Source organism: Stenotrophomonas genospecies 5, from assembly GCF_054473825.1.
On sequence record NZ_JBTMUW010000001.1, the window covers coordinates 2053922 to 2075937 of the forward strand.

At 66.3% G+C, this 22016-nt stretch carries 18 protein-coding genes; 9 read left to right on the forward strand and 9 right to left on the reverse strand.

Translation table 11 applies throughout. From position 1 onward, the window contains the following. Window positions 1-6 precede the first annotated feature (6 nt). Window positions 7-174 carry a LiaI-LiaF-like domain-containing protein gene (locus ACX9OW_RS09595; protein ID WP_005410498.1) on the forward strand — a complete coding sequence of 56 codons (168 nt, stop codon included), beginning with the start codon at window positions 7-9 and terminating at the stop codon, window positions 172-174. Between the two features lie 66 nt (window positions 175-240). Here ACX9OW_RS09595 and dcd read toward each other — a convergent pair whose 3' ends face one another. Continuing rightward, window positions 241-813, reverse strand: a complete 573-nt coding sequence (gene dcd, locus ACX9OW_RS09600) for a dCTP deaminase (RefSeq protein WP_065174891.1) — start codon at window positions 811-813, stop codon at window positions 241-243. A 74-nt stretch (window positions 814-887) separates the two neighbouring features. Next, the gene (apbC, locus tag ACX9OW_RS09605; RefSeq protein WP_459062206.1) at window positions 888-1742 is read right to left on the reverse strand and encodes an iron-sulfur cluster carrier protein ApbC; all 855 of its coding nucleotides are present in this window, start codon (window positions 1740-1742) and stop codon (window positions 888-890) included. A gap of 243 nt (window positions 1743-1985) precedes the next feature. Here apbC and ACX9OW_RS09610 point away from each other — a divergent pair, with 243 nt between their 5' ends. The 6 genes from ACX9OW_RS09610 to ACX9OW_RS09635 all read left to right on the forward strand — a co-directional run bounded on the left by ACX9OW_RS09610 (window position 1986) and on the right by ACX9OW_RS09635 (window position 13727). Beyond that, window positions 1986-4022 carry an alpha/beta hydrolase family protein gene (locus tag ACX9OW_RS09610; protein WP_128988869.1) on the forward strand — a complete coding sequence of 679 codons (2037 nt, stop codon included), beginning with the start codon at window positions 1986-1988 and terminating at the stop codon, window positions 4020-4022. 186 nt (window positions 4023-4208) lie between these two features. Then, on the forward strand, window positions 4209-7070 hold the full coding sequence (locus ACX9OW_RS09615; protein ID WP_459062207.1) for a TonB-dependent receptor plug domain-containing protein: 2862 nt from the start codon (window positions 4209-4211) through the stop codon (window positions 7068-7070). 194 nt (window positions 7071-7264) lie between these two features. Then, entirely contained in the window at window positions 7265-9367 is a 2103-nt protein-coding gene (locus ACX9OW_RS09620; RefSeq protein ID WP_459062477.1) for a M13 family metallopeptidase, read from the forward strand. Window positions 9368-9533: 166 nt separating this feature from the next. Then, a complete protein-coding gene (locus ACX9OW_RS09625; RefSeq protein WP_053516862.1) occupies window positions 9534-11540 on the forward strand; it encodes a M13 family metallopeptidase in 2007 nt (668 codons plus the stop codon). 121 nt (window positions 11541-11661) lie between these two features. Beyond that, the gene (locus ACX9OW_RS09630) at window positions 11662-12144 is read left to right on the forward strand and encodes a VOC family protein (RefSeq protein WP_053516822.1); all 483 of its coding nucleotides are present in this window, start codon (window positions 11662-11664) and stop codon (window positions 12142-12144) included. Beyond that, the gene (locus ACX9OW_RS09635; protein WP_459062208.1) at window positions 12141-13727 is read left to right on the forward strand and encodes a phytoene desaturase family protein; all 1587 of its coding nucleotides are present in this window, start codon (window positions 12141-12143) and stop codon (window positions 13725-13727) included. The genes ACX9OW_RS09630 and ACX9OW_RS09635 overlap by 4 nt, the downstream gene beginning before the upstream one ends. Before the next feature lie 49 nt (window positions 13728-13776). Here the strand turns inward: ACX9OW_RS09635 and ACX9OW_RS09640 are convergent, their stop codons facing one another. The 7 genes from ACX9OW_RS09640 to ACX9OW_RS09670 form a co-directional block, all read right to left on the reverse strand. Then, window positions 13777-14451, reverse strand: a complete 675-nt coding sequence (locus ACX9OW_RS09640; protein WP_053516819.1) for a rhomboid family intramembrane serine protease — start codon at window positions 14449-14451, stop codon at window positions 13777-13779. 93 nt (window positions 14452-14544) lie between these two features. Continuing rightward, window positions 14545-14973, reverse strand: coding sequence for an MGMT family protein (locus ACX9OW_RS09645; RefSeq protein ID WP_253118674.1), 429 nt, complete (start codon window positions 14971-14973; stop codon window positions 14545-14547). Continuing rightward, the gene (locus ACX9OW_RS09650; protein ID WP_065181839.1) at window positions 14880-15800 is read right to left on the reverse strand and encodes a DMT family transporter; all 921 of its coding nucleotides are present in this window, start codon (window positions 15798-15800) and stop codon (window positions 14880-14882) included. Before ACX9OW_RS09650 ends, ACX9OW_RS09645 begins: the two co-directional genes overlap by 94 nt. A gap of 84 nt (window positions 15801-15884) precedes the next feature. Further along, window positions 15885-17243, reverse strand: coding sequence for a glutathione-disulfide reductase (gorA, locus tag ACX9OW_RS09655; protein ID WP_065181838.1), 1359 nt, complete (start codon window positions 17241-17243; stop codon window positions 15885-15887). Next, entirely contained in the window at window positions 17240-18490 is a 1251-nt protein-coding gene (locus ACX9OW_RS09660) for an NAD(P)/FAD-dependent oxidoreductase (protein WP_368865400.1), read from the reverse strand. The genes gorA and ACX9OW_RS09660 overlap by 4 nt, the downstream gene beginning before the upstream one ends. 3 nt (window positions 18491-18493) lie before the next feature. Next, window positions 18494-19738: a DUF418 domain-containing protein gene (locus tag ACX9OW_RS09665; protein WP_459062209.1), complete on the reverse strand. Its 1245-nt coding sequence runs from the start codon at window positions 19736-19738 to the stop codon at window positions 18494-18496. Window positions 19739-19837: 99 nt separating this feature from the next. Next, window positions 19838-20320, reverse strand: a complete 483-nt coding sequence (locus ACX9OW_RS09670; protein WP_053516805.1) for an FKBP-type peptidyl-prolyl cis-trans isomerase — start codon at window positions 20318-20320, stop codon at window positions 19838-19840. Between the two features lie 111 nt (window positions 20321-20431). On the opposite strand from ACX9OW_RS09670, the gene ACX9OW_RS09675 reads away from it, so the two are divergent. Both ACX9OW_RS09675 and ACX9OW_RS09680 read left to right on the forward strand, forming a co-directional pair. Further along, window positions 20432-20971 (forward strand): C40 family peptidase, encoded by a 540-nt coding sequence (locus tag ACX9OW_RS09675; protein WP_053516860.1) that lies wholly within the window; start codon window positions 20432-20434, stop codon window positions 20969-20971. A 130-nt stretch (window positions 20972-21101) separates the two neighbouring features. Further along, window positions 21102-21875, forward strand: coding sequence for a C40 family peptidase (locus ACX9OW_RS09680; RefSeq protein ID WP_053516803.1), 774 nt, complete (start codon window positions 21102-21104; stop codon window positions 21873-21875). The last annotated feature ends 141 nt before the right edge of the window (window positions 21876-22016 follow it).

The window sequence follows — 22016 nt, forward strand, 5'->3', positions numbered from 1 at the left end:
GACACGATGCGATTCAACCTCGTCGCCGCCATCCTGCTGATCCTGATCGGGCTGTTCATGCTTGCCAGCAACCTGGGCTGGACGCACCTGAACCTGTCCAAGCTGCTGCTGACCTGGTGGCCGGTGGCCCTGGTCGGCGTCGGCATCGCCATGCTGTTCGGCCGCGGCAAATAAGCGAAGGCGGCGCAAGCGCCGCCTTCGATCGAGCGACGCCGGGCATGACCCGGCGCTACCGGTCCGTCAGGTGCGCGGCAGGGTGACGCCGGTCTGGCCCTGGTACTTGCCACCACGGTCCTTGTAGGACGTTTCGCAGATATCATCGGCCGCCGCCTGGAAGAACAGCATCTGGGCCACGCCTTCGTTGGCGTAGATGCGCGCCGGCAGCGGCGTGGTGTTGCTGAACTCCAGGGTCACATGGCCTTCCCACTCCGGCTCGAGCGGAGTGACGTTGACGATGATGCCGCAACGCGCGTAGGTGCTCTTGCCCAGGCACACCACGAGGGTGTCGCGCGGAATGCGGAAATACTCCACGGTACGCGCCAGCGCGAAGCTGTTGGGCGGGATGATGCATTCGTCGGCGGTGATGTCGACGAAGCTGCCCGAATCGAAGTGCTTCGGGTCCACGATGGTCGAGTTGATGTTGGTGAACACCTTGAACTCGCGCGAGCAACGCACGTCGTAGCCGTAGCTGGAGGTACCGTAGCTGACGATGCGCTGGCCGTTGACCTGCTTCACCTGCCCGGCCTCGAACGGCTCGATCATGCCGTGCTGTTCGGACATGCGGCGGATCCAACGGTCACTCTTGATGCTCATGCTCTGTCCTGGGTGCGAGGGGGCGCGAGGATTCTAGCAGGGGGCCGGGCGCCACCGCCCTCCCCGGCCGGTCCCTACAGCAGCGACGACAGGATCGGGATCGAGGCACGCGGGCGCTTGCCCACTTCCTCGATGAGCCGCTGCGCAGCGTGGCGATAGGCCTGGGCCGGCAGGGAATCCGCCTGCGCGGCGGTGATCGGTGTGCCTGCGTCACCCTGCTCACGGATGCCGATCTGCAACGGCAGCGATCCCAGCAGCGGCACGCCGTACTGCGCCGCCATACGCTCCCCGCCCCCCTCGCCGAACAGGTGCTCGACGTGGCCGCACTGGCTGCAGGTATGTACCGCCATGTTCTCGACGATGCCCAGCACCGGCACTTCGACCTTCTCGAACATCTTCAGTGCCTTCTTCGCATCCAGCGTGGCGATGTCCTGCGGCGTGGTGACGATCACCGCACCGGCCAGCGGAATCTTCTGGGTCAGCGTCAGCTGGATGTCACCGGTGCCGGGCGGCAGGTCGATCAACAGGAAGTCGAGGTCGTCCCACAGGGTGTCGTTGAACAGCTGGGTCATTGCCGAGGTCGCCATCGGCCCACGCCAGATCATCGGCGTGTCTTCCTCGATCAGGTAACCGATCGACATGGTGTCCACGCCGAAGGCACGCAGCGGTTCGATGCTCTTGTTGTCCGGGCTTTCCGGGCGGCCGGACAGGCCCAGCATGGCGGGAACGCTGGGGCCATAGATGTCCGCATCGAGCACGCCCACCCGCGCGCCCAGCTGCTGCAGCGCCACCGCCAGGTTGACGGCCGTGGTGGACTTGCCGACACCGCCCTTGCCCGAGCCCACCGCGATCACGTTGCGGATGCGCGCGTGCGGTGCCAGCCCCTTCTGCACCTGGCTTGCATGGGGACGACGGGTCGGACTGTTCACTGCGGGCTCCGGCGGAAAGTCAGGAAGGAGAACCCGACATCATACAAGCTGGGCGCATGCTGACTTGATTCAGGATTGCCCCAGATCCGCGCATGGATTCTCAAGTCGGCCTCCCCACGGCGGCGTTGCCTCTCTGCCCCGCTGGGTGCACAGGTGGACACTTTCACGTGCAGTTGACGGAAGGGCAGCACTCGTTCATCTTCCGGTCATCTTGATGCGAATCGCCACAAGGAACTGTCGATCATGGAAACCCGCCTCACGCGTGCCCGTCTGGGTGCCACCACCGCACTGCTGCTTGGCCTGCACGTCATCCACGCCTCCGCCACACCGTTGCCGGTCGAGGATTTCGCCAAGATCCCGGCCATCCAGTCTGTCAGCATGAGCCCTGACGGCAAGCAGCTGGTTGCAATCATTGCTGCGCCGGGCAGCAACAATGGCGATACCGCATTGGCCAACTGGAACCTGGACGTGCCCGGTTCGGCGCCCGTGGCGATCACGCCTTCCGGTGATCGCATGAAGTTCATTGCCGCCAGCGCGCTCAAGGCGGGTCGCAGCCTGGTGATCGGCCGACAGGAGCTGACCGCGCAGTTGTCCGGCTGCGGTGAAGGCAACTCGGTCGGCTCAACCAAGACGTTCCTGTCCAAGGCATTCCTCACCGACAGCAGCCAGACAAAGTTCGACGAGGCTTTCGCGGACAACACCCGCAAGCTCGGCATCAGCGAACAGACCCAGCGCTGCCTGGAGCTGGCCGGCACCGCGTCCCTGGTGCATTCGCTTCCGCTGGATCCGGACAAGGTGATCATCTCGCAGATCAACCAGACCAATTTTTCGGCCAGCTATTACCTGTTCAACCTCAAGACCGGGCAGACCGAGCTGCTGTTCCGTGGCGACGCCCGCTCCACCCCGGGCCTGTTCCACCCGCGCAACGGCGAGCTGCTGACGCGTACGCAGATCGAGCCGGCCGGCTCGAACGACTACGAGCAGCAGATCCTGGTCAAGAACAAGGCCAGCGGCCAGTTCGAGAAGCACGACACGCTGACCACCCGCCTGTCCGATCGCTACACGATGGAGGTGGTCGGCATCGATGACCAGAACGGCAAGCTGTACATCCTCACCGACAAGTTCTCCGACCAGGTACAGGCCCGACTGTACGACCCGGCCAGCAGAACGTTTGACAACGAACCGCTGGCGGCTCATCCCGAGTATCCGATCGGCGGCCTGATCCTGGGCACCAAGCCCAGCAACTTCAACCAGGTGCTGGGCTTCTATGTCGACGGCCCGCGCCGTGAAGCGGTCTATGTCGATCCGCAGATGAAGGCCCTGTACGACGGCCTCAAGCAGGCGTATCCGGGCAAGTACATCGCCATCACCGGTTACAACGATGATCTGTCCCGCGTGCTGTTCACCACCAACAGCGCGAGCTCGCCCACCAGTTACCAGATCCTGGTGGATCGCAAGCAGGTCACAACGCTCGGCAGCGAACGCCCCTGGGTGGACGGCAAGCAGATCGGCGAGCAGCGCTGGGTGACGTACACGGCCCGCGACGGCCGCAAGATTCCCGCCATCGTCGACCTGCCCGCAGGCTGGAAGAACGGTGACGCGGCGTTGCCGGCGCTGGTCCATCCGCACGGCGGCCCTTGGGCCCGTGACTACACCGGCTGGGATGCGTCCGGCTGGGTGCCGTTCTTCACCTCGCGCGGGTACGCGGTGATCCGGCCGCAGTACCGCGGCTCAACCGGGTTCGGGCGTGAGCACTGGATCGCCGGCGACAAGCAGTGGGGCCTGACGATGCAGGACGACAACGATGATGCGGCTGCCTGGCTTGTGCAGCAGGGGATAGCGGCCAAGGACCGCATCGCGATCTTCGGCTATTCCTACGGCGGCTTCGCCTCGGCCGCTGCGGTCGTGCGCAGCCCGTCGCCCTATCAATGCGCCATTGCCGGCGCCCCCGTAACCGACCTCGCCCGCCTGGGTGTTTCCTGGAGCGAGAACCGTCTGCAGCGCATCCTGCAGGGACAGACCGTGAAGGGCATGGACCCGATGCAGAACACCGCCAAGGCCGCCATCCCCCTGCTGACCTTCGTGGGAGACCGCGATGTGCGCACCCCCGCGTCCCACGCCAGGAATTTCTACAACGGCGTCAAGGACAAGGTGCCCGCACGCTTCGAACTGATTCCGGACATGCCGCACAGCATGCCGTGGTACCCCAGCCACTACCGCGCGACGCTGCCGCTGATGGCGGACTTCCTCAGCAAGGAGTGCGGACCGGGCGGCCTGTAAGCAACCGGACGCTGGCCCGTTCATGGACCCCGCTGGCTTGAACCCGGCGGGGTTTTTTCATGCGCCGTTCACTGAATTTCCCCTTAGCAACAACGGGTTACAGCAATTCTCCATTCATGTTGCATTTACTTTACGTGGCACATACACTCCATTAACCGAAGCATAACAAGTGGGGATCACATCGAAATGCGCAACGCCAACCGCCACATCAAGCCAAGCCGCGTCCCGCTCACTCTCGCTGTGCTGGCCTGCCTGCAGGCCGCACCGGCCCTGGCCCAGGAGACCACCCAGCAGGAAGCCGCGGCGTCAAGCACTTCCGCCCACAACCAGCGCGCCACCGACCTTGACAAGATCACCGTCACCGGATCGCTGATCCGTCGTGCGGATTACGAAACGTCGTCGCCGGTGTTCACCATCGACACCGAGCACAACGCTGCCCAGGGCCAGGTGTCGGTGGGCGAGTTCCTGCAGAAGTCCGCTATCGGTGCTGCTGAAACCCAGATCACCCACCAGTTCGGTGGCTTCGTCGTTGACGGTGGTACCGGCGTGCAGACGTTCTCGCTGCGCGGCCTGGGTGCCAACCGCACCCTGGTGCTGCTGGACGGCCAGCGTCCGGGCCCGGCCGGAACCCGCGGCGCGGTCGGCGCATTCGACCTGAACGTCATTCCCACCGCCATCCTGCAGCGTGCGGAAATCGTGAAGGACGGTTCCTCGTCCATCTACGGTTCCGACGCCGTGGCCGGCGTGGTCAACCTGATCACCAAGAAGAATTTCGAGCGCCCGGAGCTGACGGTCACCGGCCGTATCCCGACCGAAGGTGGCGGTGAAGTCTTCCAGGGCTCGCTTGCCAATGGCTGGAACTTCGAGAAGGGCAGCATCGTCGCTGCCGTCGAATGGTACCGCCACAACGAGCTGACCCGCGGCGACCGCGACTTCCTGAACTGCGGCAATGATCTGATCAAGGACGCCAACGGCAACCGCATCGACCGGCAGGATCATTCGATCACCGCCGGGACCAATCTTGCGAACTGCAACAACCTGCTCATCAACGTCATCGATGAGTACGACTCGCCGATCCGTTACATTCCCTCGCCGGACGGCAGCACCGTGGGTCCGTTCCCGGGCTATCGCCCGCGCGCCAACCGCACCTACGCCAACGGCAGCCCGGTCGCCTACTACGAAGAACCGCTGAACTTCGATGCATGGGGCCAGGCTCACATCATCAACCGCCAGGAGCGCAAGTCGGCCTACTTCGCTTCCGACTTCGGTTTTGACGGGTTCAACTGGAAGACCCAGTTCCTCTACAACAACCGCAAGACCAACAACTTCCAGTGGCGCCAGTTCTTCCCGACTGTCGAGGCACCGGGCACCACCAACGGCTACGCCCAGCCCGTCCTGCCGTTCAAGTCGTCCTCGCAGACCGAGGTCGACTACTACTACCTGGCGAACAAGTTCGATGGTCTGTTCTCCGGCAGCTGGGGCTGGGAAGTCAATGCCAATGCCAGCCGCTCCAGCGGCAAGTACAGCTCGCTGGGCATCCGCAACTCGATCACCGGCGATCTGACCACTCCGAACGCAGGCGATACTCCGGCAGCGAACTACTTCGACCCGGGCTATCTGAGCGGCGCCAAGGTTGACGAACTGGTCGACATCCTGGGCATCACCGCCACCGGCAAGACCACCTATGACACCGTGACGGTCAATGCGATCTTCTCCGGTGAGCTGTTCGACCTTCCCGCAGGTGCGCTGGGCGCCGCGTTCGGCCTGGAATACCGCTACTACTCCATCGAAGATACGCCGGACGCCAATTACAAGGATCTCTGGGGTGCATCGACGGCCGACGTGACCAAGGGTAACGACAAGGTGAAGGAAGCCTTCGTCGAGTTCGACATCCCGCTGATCAAGGGCGTCACCGGTATCGAATCGCTCACCGCCAATGCTTCGGGCCGCATCTTCAAGTACGACTCGGTCAGCGGCAGTGACAAGGTCTGGAAGGCCGGCCTGAACTGGCAGATCATCCCGTCGCTGCGTCTGCGCGGTACCGTCGGTACCTCCTATCGTGCACCGGGCCTGTACGAGCTGTACCTGGGCAACCAGACCGGCTTCCAGGCGCAGACCGCGATCGATCCCTGCATCCGCTGGGAAGAGAGCGACAACACCAATATCCGTGCCAACTGCGGTGCCGCCGGCATCCCGGGCGATTACATCGGCGCAGGCTCCAGTGCCACCGTGTTCACCAGCGGCGGCGCCGGCAACCTGGTTCCGGAAACCTCCCGCGCCAAGAGCGCCGGTATCGTGTTCACTCCGTCGTTCGCTGACCTGAGCGTGGCGATCGACTACTTCGACTACGATATCCGCGGCCAGATCACCTCGCTGGGTGCACTGGACATCACCACCGGCTGCTACGGCTCGAACACCTTCCCGAACCGTTACTGCGACCTGCTGGAGCGCAACCCGACCACCGGCCCGGACGCGAATTCGATCCGCAACATCTACGCCCAGTACCTGAACATCAACCAGCAGCGTACCCGCGGCTGGGACATGACCCTGAACTGGGAACATGAGTTCGGCTTCGGCAAGTTCGCCCTGGATTCGCAGGTCACCTACACCGTGGAAGACGTGGCACAGCTGTTCGACAGCGCCGAGGCCAGCGGCCTGGCCTCCTCGGATCAGCTTGGCCTGATCGGCCGTCCGGACCTGGTTGCCAACCTGGGCCTGACCCTGACCCGCGGCGACTGGGAATACAACTGGCTGACCCAGTACATCGGCAAGACCGAGAACACCAATCTCAACTCGCGCTTCACCTACCAGGGCCGTCCGGACTCGTACCGCGACCTGGTCGCCGACGCTCGCGTGTATCACACCGCTTCGTTGAGCTACAAGCAGGCCGACTGGGAAATCCTGGTGGGCGTGGCCAACGTGTTCAACACCAAGCCGGCACTGATCTCCACCGGCGCCGGCACCCGCTACGGCAACACCGCTGCCTTTGCCACCCAGTACGACCTGTACGGCCGCACCCCGTTCGTGCGTCTGAAGTACAGGTTCTGATAGGGCCGTAGTCCGCAGCACCCCGACAGACCCGGCTTTTGCCGGGTCTGTCTTTTGCAGGGCCCGATCCAGCCCCTTGCACCCGCCCATGACCTTCGACACCCTTGCGGGGTAGGCTGGCGGCGTATCGTTCGGCCCACGGCCGTCCCCGCGGCTCTTCCCTGACTCACTCGGCCTGGAGGCCAAACATAGTGATCACGCGTACTCCCAAGATCGTGCTGCTCAGCCTGGCCGTGTCGGCCGTGCTGGCCGGCTGTGGCAAGAACGAAACCCCGGCCAAGGAGGCCGCCGCGCCTGCCCCGGCCGCCGCCGAAGCCACCACCTACACCCTGGATGAGAGCAAGCTGCCGGCCTATAACGCCTTCCAGCCCAGCGATCTGGACACCAACCTGGACGCCTGCACCGCATTCGGCGACTACGTCAACAGCAAGTGGCTGGCCGCCAACGAGATTCCCGGCGACCGCACCAGCTGGGGCGCGTTCACCATCCTCGACGAGCGTTCGGTGGCAGTGCAGCACCAGCTGGCCGAGCAGGTCGCGCAGGTCAAGAACCCGAGCCACATCGAGAAGATCGTCGGCGACCTGTGGGCCACCGGCATGGATGAGGCCAAGATCAACGCCCAGGGCATCGAGCCGCTGAAGGCCGACCTGGCCGCCATCGACGGCCTGCAGGACAAGGCCGCCATCGCCGACTACCTGCGCACCAGCGCAGCCAAGGGCGAGAACGTGCTGTTCGGCTTCGGCGCCGAGGCCGACTTCAAGAACTCGACCATGAACCTGGCCTATGCCAGCCAGGGCGGCCTGGGCCTGCCTGACAGCACGTACTACACCGACGCCAAGAACGCCGACAAGCTCAAGGCCTACCAGGCGCACGTCGCCAAGGTGCTGGAACTGTCCGGCGTCCCGGCAGCCGACGCCGCCAAGCAGGCTGAGGACGTGGTCAAGTTCGAGACCCGCCTGGCCAAGGCGTCCAAGTCGCGCGTCGAACTGTCGCGCAATGTGGAGCTGTACTACAACCCGGTCACCCTGGCTGACGCCGACAAGCTGACCCCGAACTTCAGCTGGACCGAGTTCTTCAAGTCGCAGGGCGTTGCTGCGCCGGAGAAGTTCTCGCTGGCGATGCCGGCCTTCCATGAGGAAGTGAGCAAGGCGCTGGGCGACACCGACCCGTCGGTCTGGCGCGCCTACCTGCGCTTCCACACCGTCGATGGCGCCTCGCCGTACCTGGCCGATGCCTTCGTCCAGGAGAACTACGCGTTCTACGGCAAGACCCTCAACGGCCAGAAGGAACAGAAGCCGCGTTGGAAGCGCGTGCTGGGCACCATCGAGAACGATGCCGGCGAAGCGTTCGGCCAGCTGTACGTGAAGGTTGCCTTCTCGCCGGAAGCCAAGGCGAAGATGGAAGAACTGGTGAAGAACCTGGCTGCCTCGCTGAAGGAACGCATCCAGGGTCTGAGCTGGATGAGCGAGGAAACCAAGGCCAAGGCCATCGCGAAGTGGGAAACCTTCACTCCGAAGATAGGCTACCCGGACAAGTGGCGTGACTGGTCGGGCCTGCAGACCCAGCGCGACAGCTACCTGGCCAACGTGCGTGCGGCCAACGAGTTCAACTACAAGTTCAACCTGTCCAAGATCGGCAAGCCGGTGGACAAGACCGAGTGGGGCATGACCCCGCAGACGGTCAACGCCTACTACAACCCGCTGCAGAACGAGATCGTGTTCCCGGCCGCCATCCTGCAGCCGCCGTTCTTCGATCCGAAGGCAGACGATGCGCTGAACTACGGTGGCATCGGTGCGGTGATCGGCCATGAGATGACCCATGGCTACGACGATCAGGGCGCGCGCTTCGGGCCGACCGGAAACATGGAAGACTGGTGGACGCCGGCCGACAAGAAGAACTTCGAAGGCCTGACCGGCAAGCTGGTCAAGCAGTTCGACCAGTACAAGGTTGACGGCCAGGCCGTGAACGGCCACCTGACCCTGGGCGAGAACATCGCCGACCTGGGTGGCCTGGCCACGGCCTACGATGCGCTGCAGAAGGCCTCGTCCGGCAAGGAAGATCCGAAGGTCGACGGCTTCACCCGCGATCAGCGCTTCTTCTTCAACTGGGCCACCGTGTGGCGTACCAAGTACACCCCGGAAAACGCCAAGGTCCGCCTGGCCACCGATCCGCACGCCCCGGCGCAGTTCCGCGCGATGGGCGCGCCCTCGAACCTGCCGACCTTCGCGGCCGCGTTCCAGTGCAAGGCCGGTGCACCGATGGCGCGCAGCGGCGAGCAGCAGGTGGTGATCTGGTAAGCCACGGCTGACGCCAAGGCAGACCTGCAAGGGCCCGGGATCTCCCGGGCCCTTGTTTTTGCGCGACCCGCCACGGCCGCCAGGCATACCGTGATACGTGCATGCTGCGCCCATGCGCGGCTTGCTATAGTGCGCCCGCCCTCAATCCATCATGGATTCGTTCTACATGCCCAATTTCCGTCCGCTTGCCATCGCCCTGGGCATCAGCCTGGCGACCCTGGTCCCGAGCCATGATGCGTTCGCCGCAAAGAAAAAGGCCGCCCGCGCCCCGGCCGTCAGTGCCCAGTGCAGCGACTTCTACGGCGCCACCAACGCTGGCTGGCTGAAGGCCAACCCGGTACCGCAGACCGGAGCCACCACCGCGCTGGGCCAGCTGGTTGAGCGCAGCAGGCAGCAACAGCGCGAACTGCTCGATGCGGCCATGACGTCGCCGCAGGGCAACGTGCAGAAGCTGCTGGGCGACTTCTGGGCCAGCGGCCTGGACGAGGCGGCGGTGGAAGCCGATGGCTCCAATCCGATCGCGCCGCTGCTGACCCGCATCAATGCGATCAAGAAATCCAAGGATGTGCCGGCGTCGATCGCTGCACTGCATCAGGTCGGCATCCCGGTCGCCTTCAACTTCGGTCCGGACGTCGACCTGAAGGCACTGGACCGTCATATCGGCTACTTCATGCAGGGCGGCATGGGCCTGCCGGATCCGGCGTTCTATACCCGCACCGATGCCGATACCGTGGCGCTGATGGGCCGCTACCGCACCTACGTCAAGCAGATCCTGGCGCTGACCGGTACGCCGGCAGCCAAGCTCGATGCGGAGTCGCAGGCGGTGATCGCGCTGGAAACCGAGCTGGCGCGCAATGCACAGTCGCTGGCCGGCATCAACAACCCGTTCAACAACTACGCGCCGATCTCCACCAAGGAACTCAACAGCCGCTACCGCAACCTGCAGCTGGAGGCGTTCCTGAAAGTACAGGGTGTGAACGACGATCTGGTATCGCTGGCCGACCCGGGCCTGTTCCAGCAGCTGGATGGCATGGTCACCAAGCTCAAGCCGGACCAGTGGAAGGCCTACCTGCGCTGGCGCGTGGGCGACTCGATGGCGCCGTACCTGTCCAAGGCCTACCGGGACGCCGAGTTTGAGTTCCGCGGCCGCGTACTGCGCGGGCAGACGCTGCCGCCGCAGCGCTGGGAAGCGGTGCTCGATGCCATCAATGTGGCGGCCGGTCCGATGGTCGGCCGCGAGTACGCTGCCCGCCATCTCTCGGCCGAAGACCGCCGGCAGGCGGCATGGATCGTCGACAAGGTCCGCGAGGTGCAGATCGAGGCCGTCAGGAACAGCACGTGGATGAGTGCCGAAGCCAAGGCTGAAGCACAGGCCAAGCTGGCGGCGCTGAAGATCGAGATCGGCACCCCGCTGCGCGACCTCGACTACACCGTGCAGCCGATGGGCCGGGGCTCGTTCGGTGGCAACATGCTGATCGCCTCGACCTGGCGCCATCGCGAGGAGATGAAGCGCATCGGCAAGGGCAATGCCGACCGTCGCTGGGACGTGCTGCCGCAACAGCCGTCGCTGGCCTATGACCTGGCGCAGAACCGCCTGATCGTCACCGCGGCCATCCTGCAGGGCCCGGTGTTCAACGCCAAGGCCGACAGCGCCGACAAGTTCGGCAGCTTCGGCGGCCTGGTCGGCCACGAGCTGACCCGTGCCATCGATGCCAAGGGCGCGCTGGTCGATGCCAAGGGCGAACTGCGCAGCTGGTGGACGCCGGCCGACAAGACGGCCTGGACCCTGCTCGGCAGCCGCGTGGCCGCCCAGTACGGCGCCTATGAGTTCCCGGGCGTGAAGGGCGCCAAGGTCAATGGCACGTTGACCCAGGAAGAGAACCTGGCCGACATCGCCGGCCTGGAACTGGCCTGGGCGGCCTACACCGCACAGGAGCCGAAGGCCAAGCCGGCCCAGCAGCAGGGCTTCTTCCGTGCCTGGGCCGCGTTGTGGGCGCAGCAGCTGTCGCCCAACGAAGCCGCACGCCGCCTGACCGCCGACATCCGCGCGCCGGGCATGTGGCGCACCAACGGCACGCTGGCCAACCTCCCGGCGTTCGGCGCCACCTTCAGCTGCAAGGCCGGCCAGCCGATGCAGCGCAGCGATGCCGAGCAGATCAAGGTCTGGCGCTGAGCCAGCCGTCCGTGACACGAAGGGCGCCCTCGGGCGCCCTTTTTTTTGCGCATGCAGCACGATCCGCCATTAACACGCGGCATGCTATCGCTGCGCCTTCGTCCTGCAGCGGAGCCCGACCATGGCCCACAAGAACACGATCTGCATCTGGTACGACAGCGAAGCACTCGAGGCCGCCACGTTCTACGCCGGGATCCTGCCCGACAGCGCGGTAACGGCCGTGCATCACGCACCGGGTGACTATCCGGACGGCAAGGAGGGCAACGTGCTGACGGTCGAGTTCACCGTCTGCGGCATTCCCTGCGTCGGGCTCAACGGCGGCACCGCGTTCAGGCACAGCGAAGCGTTCTCGTTCCAGATCCAGACCGAGGACCAGGCCGAGACCGACCGCCTGTGGAACGCGATCGTCGGCAACGGCGGGCAGGAGAGCCAGTGCGGCTGGTGCAAGGACCGCTGGGGCATCTCATGGCAGATCAGTCCGCGCATGCTGATCGAAGCGGTGACCAGCCCGGACAAGGCCTTGGCCAAGCGCGCCTTCAACGCGATGATGCCGATGAAGAAGATCGACATCGCCACCATCGAAGCGGCGATCCGCACCGCATGACCGCGTGGGATGCGGTCATCGTCGGCGGCGGCCACAATGGCCTGGTCTGCGCGGCCTATCTTGCCCGTGCCGGCAGGAAAGTACTGGTGCTCGAACGCCGTGGCGTGCTCGGCGGCGCAGCGGTCACCGAGGAATTCCATCCGGGCTTCCGCAACTCGGTCGCCTCGTACACCGTCTCGCTGCTGCAGCCTAAGGTGATCGACGAGCTGCAGCTGCACGCGCATGGCCTGCGCGTCGTCGCCCGCCCGGCCAACAATTTCCTGCCGTTGCCTGACGGCCGCTATCTGCTGTCGGCACCCGGCCGTACCCAGGCCGAGGTGGCGAAGTTCTCCGAACGGGATGCGCAGCGCCTGCCAGCCTATGAGGCGAGGCTGGAGGTCTTCGCCGACGTGCTGCGCGCCTGGGCCCTGCGCGCGCCGCCGGACCTCGGCGTCGCAGGCGGCTGGCGCGCATTGCCGGCACTGTGGCGGATGGGCCGGCTCGGCCGGGAACTGGCGGCACTGTCCCCTGCCCTGCGCCAGGAGCTGCTTGATCTGTTCACCCTGTCGGCCGCCGACTATCTCGACCGCTGGTTTGAAAGCGAGCCGATCAAGGCCCTGTTCGGATTCGATGGCATCGTCGGCAACTACGCCAGTCCGTACACGCCCGGCAGTGCCTACGTCCTGCTGCACCACGTGTTCGGCCAATGCAACGGAGTGAAGGGCGCCTGGGGCCATGCGATCGGTGGCATGGGCGCGATCAGCCAGGCCATCGCTGCATCGGCGCGCGCGGCCGGCGCAGAACTGCGCGTGGATGCCGGCGTAAAGCGGCTGCTGGTCGAGCACGGACGCGCGGTGGGCGTTGAGCTGGCCGGCGGGGACGTACTGCGCGCGCGCGTGGTGGTGGCCAACGTCAATCCAAAACTGCTCTACGGGCAGTTGCTGGAACCGGAGCAGGTGCCCGCGGCGACGCGCGAACGCATGGCGCAGTGGCGCTGCGGTTCGGGCACCTTCCGGATGAACGTGGCGCTGTCGCGGCTGCCGGACTTCCACGCCCTGCCCGGCGCCGGTGAGCACCTCAGTGCCGGCATCATCATGGCGCCCAGCCTCGACTACATGGACCGCGCGTGGCTGGATGCACGGCGCGACGGCTGGTCGCGCGAGCCGATCGTGGAGATGCTGATTCCCAGCACGCTGGACGATTCGCTGGCGCCGCCGGGCCAGCACGTCGCCAGCCTGTTCTGCCAGCATGTGGCACCGGTCCTGCCCGGGGGTAGGCATTGGGACGCACATCGCGATACCGTCGCCGACCTGATGATCGCCACCGTCGATCGGTATGCGCCCGGCTTCGCCGACAGCGTGCTCGGTCGGCAAGTGCTGTCACCGCTGGATCTGGAGCGGACGTTCGGCCTGGTGGGCGGCGATATCTTCCACGGTGCGCTCAGTCCCAACCAGCTGTTCTCGGCGCGGCCGATGATCGGCCAGGCCGGCTACCGCGGTGCCCTGCCCGGGCTTTACCTGTGTGGTTCAGGCACGCATCCCGGCGGCGGCGTGACCGGCGCGCCGGGCCACAATGCCGCGCAGGTGATCCTGCAGGATCTGTAGGGGTGTGCCAACCACGGTTGGCACCTGCCGCATCAGATGACCCTGCGGATCATTTGACGCTGCGCAGATGATTCGGACGGTTCGGCGGGCCGGGGGGACGGCGCTTGTTGAACGGTGGCTGGCCGCGCCAGTAGCGGATCAGCAGCCAGCCGAACAACATGCCACCCAGGTGCGCGAAGTGCGCCACGCCCGGCTGCCAGCCGGTCATGCCCAGCACCAGTTCACCGACACCGAACAGGATCACGAACGTGCGCGCCTTCATCGGAATCGGTGGGAACAGCAGCATCACCCGCTGGTTCGGGAACAACATGCCGTACGCCAGCAGCAGGCCGAACACACCACCGGACGCGCCCAGCACCGTGGCCGGATTCTCCAGCAGCGTCCCCACCAGCAGCTGGCAGACGCCGGCGCCGGCCACGCACACCAGGTAGTAGAGCAGGAAGCGCTTCTCGCCCCAGGTCTGTTCCAGCGGCGCACCGAACATGAAAACGGCCAGCATGTTGAAGAACAGGTGGCCGAAGCTGCCGTGCAGGAAGCCGTAGGTCAGCAGCTGCCACGGCTGGAAGTTGCCACCCGGGGAGAACGCATCGAAGCCCTGCTGCAGCGGCTGCAGCATGAACGGCTCGAAGGTCTGGTTGCCGAGCAGGAACGGCTGCTGCAACAGGAACAGGATCGCGTTGGCGATCAGCAGGGCCTTGGTGACGGTTGGCAGTCGCGGGAACATGGGGACACCGGCATGGAACGGTCTCCATCATAGCCGCACCGTCGTGTCGTGTCGGCGACTGCCGCGTGCGGCCCGTTCAGACCCCGGTCGCGCTCAGCCCGGTCCCCACACGGCGGCATCCAGCGCCGCCGCCGGGTCGGACGCCGGCATCCGCACCCGGCCGTTCTCCACCACCACGCCTTCCGCGCGCAGCCGCTGCGACTGTTCCCGCCAGCCCGCCGACCCCTCCGCCATGGCGATGCGTCCGTCAGAACGCAGCACGCGGTGCCAGGGCAGTGTCGGGTCATCGTTCTGGCCGAGAATGCGTGCCGTCAAGCGTGCCCGCCCCGGCAGGCCCGCGCGCATCGCCACCTGTCCATAGCCCATCACGTGTCCCGGCGGGATCGCGTGGATCACCGCCAGGATGCGCGCGCGCGCCTGGTCCGGCGTTAGCGGCGCAGACGCGTCACCAGCAGCACGCCGAGCAGGACCAGCACGGTGCCGGCGATCTGCGCCGGCCCCATCGGTTCGTCGAGCAGCCATAGGCTCATCACGATGGTGGAAACAGGCCCCAGCATACCGACCTGCGCTGCCAGCGAGGAACCCACGCGCTGCACCGCCAGCATGATCGCCAGCACCGGCAGCACGGTGCAGACCGTGGCGTTGACCAGCGACAGCCACTGCACCGGTGCAGGTGCCTGCCACAGCAGTGGCAGCGGATGGGTGATGGCGAAATGCAGCAGCACCAGACCGCTGGCCACGCAGCTGGCATAGGCGGTCAGACGCACCGCGCCGATCCGTGCCACCACCTGGCCGCTGCCGAACAGGTACAGCGCATAGCTGAGCGCGCTGCCCAGCACCAGCAGGCTGCCGACGATGATCTGCCCGCCCTCCCGCTGCAGATCGTGGCCGAACGCCAGCAGCACCCCCAGGTAGCTCAGCACCAGCGCGGCGACCTGCCAGCGCCCTGGCCGCTGCCGCGCCAGCAGCACGTTGATCAGCAGCACCAGCGTCGGGTTGAGGTAGAGGATCAATCGTTCCAGCGTGACGCTGATGTACTGCAGACCCTGGAAATCCAGCAGGCTGGACAGGTAGTAGCCGGTGAACCCCAGCCACAGCACGCGCGCGCGGTCTGCCCACGACAGCGGCTCGACACGGCGCGAAGCCCACACCGCCATCAGTGCGAACAGGGGCAGTGCCATCAGCATGCGCAGCGCCAGCAGCGTGGTCGCATCGACACCGTGGCGCAGGCCGAGCTTGACGATCACCGCCTTGCCGGATGCGGCAACGGCGCCGATCGCCGCCAGGCCGATTCCCCCCAGGGCGATGCGTGGGGATGCGGTGGCGATGCGCGGGGAGGAGCTTGACATGGGAACAGCGGCGGGCCGCGCAGGGCGGCCCGGGGGTGCGTGTGGACGCCCATTGTCGCATGGCCCGACGCGGCAACCGCAGCGTCAGCGCATCAGCACCACTTCCTCTGCGGAGGTCGGGTGGATCGCCACCGTGTCATCGAACTGGGCCTTGGTCGCTCCCATCTTCACCGCCACCGCGAAGCCCTGCAGGATCTCGTCCGCGGCCTCGCCCAGCAGGTGCACTCCCACCACGCGCTCTTCCGGCCCGGCGCAGACCATCTTGAACAGGCTGCGCTGGGTACCGTTGGCCAGTGCCTGCAGCATCGGCCGGAAACGGCTGTGATAGACCGTCACCTGCTTGAAGCAGGCACGCGCCTCCTCCTCACCCATGCCCACCGCCCCCAGCGGCGGATGCGAAAACACCACGCTGGCCACATTCTCATAGTCCATCTTCGACTGTGGGCGGCCACCGAACAGACGGTCCATCAACCGACGCGATGCAGCCACCGCCACCGGGGTCAGGCCCACCTTGCCCGCGATATCCCCCACGGCATGGATGCTGGGTACCGCCGTGGTTTGCCATTCGTCCACCTGCACCTGCTCGTGCTCGCCGATGTCGATGCCCAGCGCCTCCAGGCCCAGGCCCCGGCTGTTGCCACGGCGGCCGGTGGCGAAGAACACCGCGTCGAACACGCTGTCCATGGGGCCATCATGGCCGAAGGCGCGGACGCGCTCACCGTCGCGCTGCAGTTCGCGCAGGCGGTAATCAAAGTAGATGCGCACGCCCTGCTGGCGGAGGTTTTCCGCCAGCTGATCGGTCAGCTCGTAGTCGAAGCGTTCCAGCAGGCGCTTGCCGCGTACCAGCAGGCTCACCCGGCTGCCCAGCGCCTGCAGCAGCCCGGCCAGCTCCACCGCGATGTAGCCGCCGCCGATGATCGCGACCTCGGCCGGGGCCGCACGCAGCTCGAAGAAGTCGTCGGATACCAGGCCCAGCTCCGCGCCGGGGATGTCCGGACGCTGCGGGTGCGCTCCGGTGGCGATCAGGATGTGGTCGGCGGTGTAGCGCACCCCGTCGCTGCAGGCCACCGTGTGCGCGTCGAGCAGGTGGCCGCGCGCCGGGATGCGGACGACGCCGGTTTCATCCAGACGCTTGTGGTAGCTGGTATGGATGTTGCTGATATAGGCCTGGCGATGGATCACCAGTTCCTTCCACGACAGTGCCGGTCGTGGCGGCACATCGAAGCCCATCGCGCTTGCCAGGCCGATACGCTCGTGCAGATCGGCGGCCAGCCACATCGCCTTCTTCGGTACGCAGCCAACATTGACGCAGGTCCCGCCCAGTTCACCGGGTTCCAGCAGCGCCACGCGCTTGCCGTACTGCGCGGCGCGGATGGCGCCGGCCAGGCCGGCAGAGCCGCCGCCAAGGACGATCAGGTCGTAATCATGGGAAGCCGTGTTCATCGGAATCGCTCGGGTCGGTAAGGGGCAGGATCGATCGCTGGCGTGCGGCCACAGACGAGATCGGCGATCAGCTGGCCGGTGCCGGCGCTCATGCTGATGCCGAGCATGCCATGCCCTGCCGCAAGCCAGACGTGAGGATGGGCAGGCGCGCGGCCGATCAACGGTACATCGTCCACGCTCATCGGACGCCAGCCGCACCACTGCTCCTGCAGCTGCGCGCCACGAGGCATGCGCAGGTGGCGATCAGCGGCCAGCTGCAACGCCTGCAGGCGCTGCGCACGCAGCTGCGGGTCGGCACCGGCGAATTCCATCGTGCCCCCCAGTCGCAGCGCGTCGCGCCAGGCGATCACGAACACGGAGTGATCTTTCAGCACCACCGGACGGGCCGGCACCAGCGGCGGGCGTGACCAGGTCAGCGAGTACCCCTTGCCGGGCTGGATCGGCACCCGCAGGTCGAGCAGCCGTGCCCATCGCGGCGACCACGGGCCGGTGGCCAGCACCAGTTCGCGCGCGCGCAGCGTGCGTCCGCCGGCCTGTACCCGGACCCCGTGTACGTCGCCGCTGAAGCCCTGCATCTCGACCTGCTCGTCGATCTCGACGCCCTGCGCACGCAGTACCCGCGCCAGCTCCGCAGTGAAACGGTCCGGGCGCAGCTGCGCGTCGCCCGGGAAATGGATCGCTCCGGCAAGCCGATCATGGAACGCCGGATTGTCGCGTGCGTAGTGGCCGCCATCGATGCAGCGGGTCGCAATGCCGTGCGCATCCAGCGCCTCGCACTGGGCGATATGCTGATCGAAGCTGCGTGCATCACCGAACACGTAATCCAGGCCGCGCGTCTCGAATTCACAGTCCAGTCCATGGGTTCCCACCCATTCGGCCAGGCGCACGCGGGAATCATTCAACAGCGCAGCGCGCGCGCGCGTGGCCTGCAGCCAATGCCGCGCATTGCAGCGCGCGCTGAACTGCAGCAGCCAGCGCCACAGCGCGGGATCGAGGCGGCTGCGCACATACAGCGGCGCACGTGGGTCGAGCATCCAGCGCAACGCACGCAGCGGCACACCCGGCGCGGCCAGGGGCGGTGCATGACTGGGCGTGACGGTGCCGCAGTTGCCGTACGACGTCGCTGCGCCCACGCGGCCACGATCGATCACCCGTACCTGCCGTCCCTGTCCGCACAACGCCAGCGCAGTCGCCAGGCCGATGGCACCGGCACCGATCACGATCACGTCATCGCGCGCCCCCTGCATCGGTCAGCCCCTTCCAGCCTCGCGGCGCATCGGCGGCCACTGGCGATAGGTCATCGCCCGCCACAGCCACTCCATCGGTCCGAAGCGGAAGCGGCGCAGCCAGGCATGGGAAAGCGCGACCTGCGCGGCGAACAGCAGCACAGCGAAGAGCAGCTGCACGCTGCGCGGCATCACGTCGAAATAGCCCAGGCCATGGTGGTAGAACACCCAGGTGCACAACAGCGACTGCCCCAGGTAGTGGGTCAGCGCCATCCGGCCGACCGGCGCCAGCCAGCCCAGCCGCGCGCGCCACTGCACGATCCAGGCGAGGTAGCCCAGGCACATCGGCAGCGCGCCGATCATCACCAGCGCCATCGCCGAGGTCACACCAAGGTCGTAGGCACCGGGTGCCAGGTAAGGTTTCCAGGCCACACCCAGCACGGTGACCAGCAGGCCCAGCGGCAAGGCGACCCAGCGCAGCGCCGCGAACAGGCGCGGATGGCGTTCCGGCGCGGCCAGGGCACCACTGCCGGCCAGTCCACTGCCGATCAGGAACATGCCCAGCACCGCCGGGCCGGTGATCAGCAGCGCCCCCATCGACGAACCAAACTCATGCAGGCGCTGGATGCAGGCCTGGATCCAGTTGCCGTGTCCGTAGACCATGCGCTCCCGGGCGATGCTCTGCTGCGCGTCGACCAGCATCTGCTGCGCGTCCTGCGGCGTTGCCAGTGAAACCATGGCGCCGAGCAGCAGCATCATCGCCGCGCCACCGAGGTAGACGATGACGCCCATCCACGGCAGCCAGCTGCGCGGTGCCTCGCGGCACGCCAGCAGGGGCAGCGACGCCAGCGCGTAGAGCACCAGGATGTCGCCGGACCAGACCAGCAGCGCGTGGCACAGGCCGATCAGCATGAGCCCGGCGCTGCGGCGCAGATAGAACGGAGTGAACTCGCGGCCGGCGGTCTCGGCGCGCTGTACCATCACTGCGAATCCGGCGCCGAACAGCAGCGAGAACAGGGTGAAGAACTTGCCCTGCACGAACACATAGACGAAGGCGTCGGCCCAGTAATCGATCCCCTGCCAACGCACGTCGATACCAGTGAATGCCAGGTCCAGCGGTCCGCTGAAGGCCTCCATGTTCATCAGCAGGATGCCCAGCAACGCGGCCCCGCGCAGTATGTCCAGCACGGCGATGCGGTCGCCGGAGGCGACCGGCTGCAGGAAAGACGAAGCGCTGTTCACAGGACATCCGGCGGGCAGGTTCTTCATTATGCAGCCCGCCTGCGCGCCGTGGACGAGCGCGCGGTGTTCCAGACATGCAACGGCCCGCCGAAGCGGGCCGTTGCTGCCGTCACGATCGCAGGGCGATCAGTGCGCGTGACCGCCGTCGCCGTGAACGTGGCCGTGCTCGATCTCTTCCTTGCCGGCTTCGCGGACGTCGACGATTTCCACGTCGAAGTGCAGGTCCTTGCCGGCCATCGGATGGTTGAGATCGACGTCGACCACGCTCATGCCGACCTTCTGCACGGTCACCGCACGCGGGCCGAAGTTGGTCTGCAGCACGACCTGCTGGCCCGGCGCCAGCTTGGTATTGCCGAAGTGCTTCTTCGGCACGCGCTGGGACAGGCCTTCGCGGCGCTCGCCATAGGCGTCGGCCGCCGTGACGTCGACACTGAAGGTGGCGCCGGCTTCCTTGTCCATCATGGCGTTTTCCAGGCCCGGGATGATGTTGCCGTGACCGATCAGGATCGCCAGCGGCTCGCCGCGGTCCTTGGACGATTCGATCGGCTCCTGGCCGACTTCGGAAACGGTGTAGTGGAAGCGGACAACGCGGTCTTTTTCGATCTTCATGCGCGACTCTGTCTGGTTCTGCCGGAGGCAGACGGGTTGGGGCGGGTTGTCGCCCGGCGGGGACGCCGCCATCATGACGGCCAATCCAAGGTGGCGCATTATCCGGAGAACATGCACATCACGCCAGTTTCGTCCGGCCCGCGCCGGCTGTCCGTGCCCGCCCTGCTGCTGGTCCTGCCCCTGCTGCTGACCGCCTGCGGCGGCGGCAAGGCCACCCGGACGGCGGCGCCCCCGCCGTCGGCGCACTGGCCGGCGACCACCCCGGACAATCCCGAGGCCGCCAATTCAGTACTGATGCGTGCCATCAGCCTGGTCGGCACGCCCTACCGTTACGGCGGCAACACCCCCGAATCGGGCTTCGACTGCAGCGGCCTGGTCGCCTATGTCTACCGCGAGATGCTGGATCTGAAGCTGCCGCGCACCTCGCGCGACCTGGCCGCCGTACAGGGCCCGAGGATCGATCCGAAGCGTCTGGCCACGGGTGACCTGGTGTTCTTCGGCAGCCGCGGCAACGTCACCCATGTCGGCATCTATGTCGGCGAGGGGCGCTTCGTGCACGCCCCCAGCACCGGCGGCACGGTGCGCCTGGACTCGCTCAGCGGGCCCTACTGGAAGGACCACTACACAGGGGCCAAACGCGTCCTTCGCTAAAATGAACAGGCGACATGTTCAAAATTGAGAAATACGTCACAGTGGAAATAACGGTTTTATAACGGAATTTTTAACTTATCAGTGCTTTTACAGGGCATGATGCCCCATCGTTTTTTTCTGTGACCGACGCGTGACGACTGACGACCTGACGTGCAAAGGCCAGACCGCCGCTTCCCCGCGTAGTGTCCGCCCTGTTCTTCTCGGCTTGGCACTGTGCCTGACCAGCCTCCCCGCCTGGTCGCAGACCGTTCCCTCACGCGCCGACGCTGCTCCGGTCCCGGCGACCGACAATGGCGTACGTGTGACGGGCAAGACCGACGCCGCGGCCCCCCAGCGCAGCCGCACCGATGCAGCCGCCAGTGCCACGCTGGCCGCCCTGCTGCCGCACCTGGCCGCCAACGACACCATTCCGCTGATGGACCGCTCGGCCATGGTCGCCGGCGATCTGAGCCGCCTGCTCGCCAACTACGACACCAGCAGCGCTGCCAATGGCAGCGTTGTCGGCAGCGCCGCCGACAACGGCAAGGTGCAGTCGCTGCTGCGGCGGGCGATGACCCTGCTCGGCACCCCCTATCGCTGGGGTGGCAGCAATCCGGACAGCGGCTTCGACTGCAGCGGCCTGGTCGGCTACGTCTTCCGTTCGGCGCTGGGCATCGAACTGCCGCGCGTCTCCCGCGAGATGGCACACGACAACAACGCCGAGCTGATCAACGACCGTGCCGCCCTGGCCGCGGGTGACCTGGTGTTCTTCGGTCGCAAGGGCCGGGTCGACCACGTCGGCATCTATGTGGGTGACGGCCGCTTCCTGCATGCCCCGAGCGCAGGCAAGGATGTCCGGGTGGACACCCTGCTCAGCGGCTACTGGGGCAACAAGTTCATGCAGGCGCGCCGCGTCGAGCTCTGACGCCGCCTTTCCAGGCACCGCCTGATAGCTGAAAGCCGCTGCCCTGCAGCGGCTTTTTCGTTGCCCGCGGAATGCCTGGGATGCGTCTTCCCTTCCCTGGCCCGGCGGGCACGCCCCCAACGAAAAGGCCCGCCAGTCCGG

Excerpts from the sequence above, each read along its gene's own strand:
- ACX9OW_RS09595 (WP_005410498.1), top strand. The coding sequence starts at position 7 with ATGCGATTCAACCTCGTCGCCGCCATCCTGCTGATCCTGATCGGGCTG.
- dcd (WP_065174891.1), bottom strand. The coding sequence starts at position 813 with ATGAGCATCAAGAGTGACCGTTGGATCCGCCGCATGTCCGAACAGCAC.
- ACX9OW_RS09610 (WP_128988869.1), top strand. The coding sequence starts at position 1,986 with ATGGAAACCCGCCTCACGCGTGCCCGTCTGGGTGCCACCACCGCACTG.
- ACX9OW_RS09615 (WP_459062207.1), top strand. The coding sequence starts at position 4,209 with ATGCGCAACGCCAACCGCCACATCAAGCCAAGCCGCGTCCCGCTCACT.
- ACX9OW_RS09625 (WP_053516862.1), top strand. The coding sequence starts at position 9,534 with ATGCCCAATTTCCGTCCGCTTGCCATCGCCCTGGGCATCAGCCTGGCG.
- ACX9OW_RS09630 (WP_053516822.1), top strand. The coding sequence starts at position 11,662 with ATGGCCCACAAGAACACGATCTGCATCTGGTACGACAGCGAAGCACTC.
- ACX9OW_RS09635 (WP_459062208.1), top strand. The coding sequence starts at position 12,141 with ATGACCGCGTGGGATGCGGTCATCGTCGGCGGCGGCCACAATGGCCTG.
- ACX9OW_RS09640 (WP_053516819.1), bottom strand. The coding sequence starts at position 14,451 with ATGTTCCCGCGACTGCCAACCGTCACCAAGGCCCTGCTGATCGCCAAC.
- ACX9OW_RS09645 (WP_253118674.1), bottom strand. The coding sequence starts at position 14,973 with ATGGCTGCTCGACGAACCGATGGGGCCGGCGCAGATCGCCGGCACCGT.
- ACX9OW_RS09650 (WP_065181839.1), bottom strand. The coding sequence starts at position 15,800 with ATGTCAAGCTCCTCCCCGCGCATCGCCACCGCATCCCCACGCATCGCC.
- gorA (WP_065181838.1), bottom strand. The coding sequence starts at position 17,243 with ATGAACACGGCTTCCCATGATTACGACCTGATCGTCCTTGGCGGCGGC.
- ACX9OW_RS09660 (WP_368865400.1), bottom strand. The coding sequence starts at position 18,490 with ATGCAGGGGGCGCGCGATGACGTGATCGTGATCGGTGCCGGTGCCATC.
- ACX9OW_RS09665 (WP_459062209.1), bottom strand. The coding sequence starts at position 19,738 with ATGAAGAACCTGCCCGCCGGATGTCCTGTGAACAGCGCTTCGTCTTTC.
- ACX9OW_RS09670 (WP_053516805.1), bottom strand. The coding sequence starts at position 20,320 with ATGAAGATCGAAAAAGACCGCGTTGTCCGCTTCCACTACACCGTTTCC.
- ACX9OW_RS09675 (WP_053516860.1), top strand. The coding sequence starts at position 20,432 with ATGCACATCACGCCAGTTTCGTCCGGCCCGCGCCGGCTGTCCGTGCCC.